1 protein-coding gene is annotated in these 2014 nt (G+C 72.0%); it reads left to right on the top strand.

All coding sequences use genetic code 11. The features are described from left to right. Nucleotides 1-2014: type I polyketide synthase (locus ACPCK6_RS29535; protein WP_423482850.1), on the top strand; the 2014-nt coding region annotated here is incomplete at both ends.

Genomic DNA, 2014 nt, shown 5'->3' with positions numbered 1-2014 from the left:
ACAGGCGGCGATCGAGGCGGCGTCCCGAGCCGAGACCGGCCCCACCGACCGGGCCTCCGCACTGCGCGAGCGGCTCGCGGCCCTGACGCCGCCGGAGGTCGAGGCGTCCCTCCTGGACCTCGTACGCTCCCAGGTCGCCACGGTGCTCGGCCACGCCACCGTGGAGGCGGTGCGGCCGGACCGGGCGTTCCAGCGTCTCGGCTTCGACTCGCTCACCGCAGTCGAGCTGCGCAACCGGCTGACCGCCGAAACCGGCCTCGCGTTGCCCTCCACCCTCGTCTTCGACCACCCGACGCCGGCCGCCCTGGTTTCCTTCATCCGGGAGACCGTGCTCGGAGCATCGGGCGACGCGCCGGCCGACCGCAGGGTCGCCACCGTCGACGACGACCCGATCGTGATCGTCGGCATGGGCTGCCGCCTCCCGGGTGGCGTCGCGTCCCCGGAAGAACTGTGGCAACTGCTCGCCACGGGCCGCGACGGCATCTCCGAGTTCCCCCTCGACCGGGGCTGGGACAGCTTCCTCAGCAGCGGCCTGTCCGACACGTCGTTCGCCCGCAGGGGCGGCTTCGTCTACGACGCCGGCGAGTTCGACGCCGAGTTCTTCGGCATCTCGCCGCGGGAGGCCCTCGCCATGGACCCGCAGCAGCGGCTGCTGCTGGAGACCTCATGGGAGGCCGTCGAGTCGGCGGGCATCGACCCGACCACCCTGCGGGGCGGCGCGGTCGGCGTCTTCGCCGGGGCCAGCTTCCAGGGGTACGCCAGCGGGTCGGTCGGTCGGGCCCAGGAGGTCGGCGGCCACCTGCTCACCGGCAACGCGACAAGCGTGTTGTCGGGTCGGGTGGCGTACTCGTTCGGGTTCGAGGGGCCGGCGGTGACTGTGGACACGGCGTGTTCGTCGTCGCTGGTGGCGTTGCATCTGGCGGCGCAGGCGCTGCGGTCCGGCGAGTGCGACCTGGCCCTGGCCGGCGGCGTCACCGTGATGGCCTCACCGGGCACGTTCGCCGAGTTCTCGATCCAGGGCGGCCTGTCCGCCGACGGCCGCTGCAAGTCGTTCTCGGACGCCGCGGACGGCACGGGCTGGTCCGAGGGCGTCGGCGTGCTGCTGGTGCAGCGGCTGTCGGACGCGCGGCGTGACGGGCGCCGGGTTCTGGCGGTGGTACGGGGTTCGGCGGTGAATCAGGATGGTGCGTCGAATGGTTTGACGGCGCCGAATGGTCCGTCGCAGCAGCGGGTGATCCGGCAGGCTCTGGCGTTCGCGGGTTTGTCGGCGGCGGATGTGGATGTGGTGGAGGCGCACGGTACGGGTACGTCGTTGGGTGATCCGATCGAGGCGCAGGCGTTGCTGGCGACGTACGGGCAGGGCCGCGATGTGCCGCTGTTGCTCGGCTCGGTGAAGTCGAACATCGGTCATACGCAGGCGGCTGCGGGGGTGGCCGGGATCATCAAGATGGTCTTGGCGATGCGGCATGGGATGGTGCCGGCGACGCTGCACGTGGACGCGCCGTCGTCGCATGTGGACTGGTCGTCGGGTGCGGTGGAGTTGGTGACGTCCTCGCGTGAGTGGCCGGGTGTGGGGCGGCCTCGGCGTGCGGGTGTGTCGTCGTTCGGTATTTCGGGGACGAACGCGCACGTGATCATCGAGCAGCCGGAGCCGGAGTCCGCTCCGGCACCGGTCGCACCCGTCGCGCCGGTCGGGGTGCCGGTGCCGTGGGTGGTGTCAGGGCGTTCGGAGCGGGGCCTGTCGGGTCAGGCCGGACGGTTGGCGTCGTTCGTGCGTGGTCGTGGCCTGTCGCCGGTGGACGTGTCGTGGTCGTTGGCGACGACCCGGGCGGCGTTGGAGCACCGCGCGGTGGTGTGGGGCTCGTCGGTGGACGAGCTGGTGGCGGGTCTGTCGGCGGTTGCCGAGGGCGGGTCGGTGGTGTCGGGTGTGGTGTCGGCGGGTCGTCGGGCGGTGTTGTTCACGGGTCAGGGTTCGCAGCGCGCCGGGATGGGCCGGGAGCTGTATGAGACGTTC

Source organism: Micromonospora sp. AB353, from assembly GCF_049538395.1.
GTDB lineage: Bacteria > Actinomycetota > Actinomycetes > Mycobacteriales > Micromonosporaceae > Micromonospora > Micromonospora aurantiaca.
The sequence above is the reverse complement of the archived record's forward strand: the minus strand, read 5'-3'. Positions and strand labels throughout refer to the sequence as shown.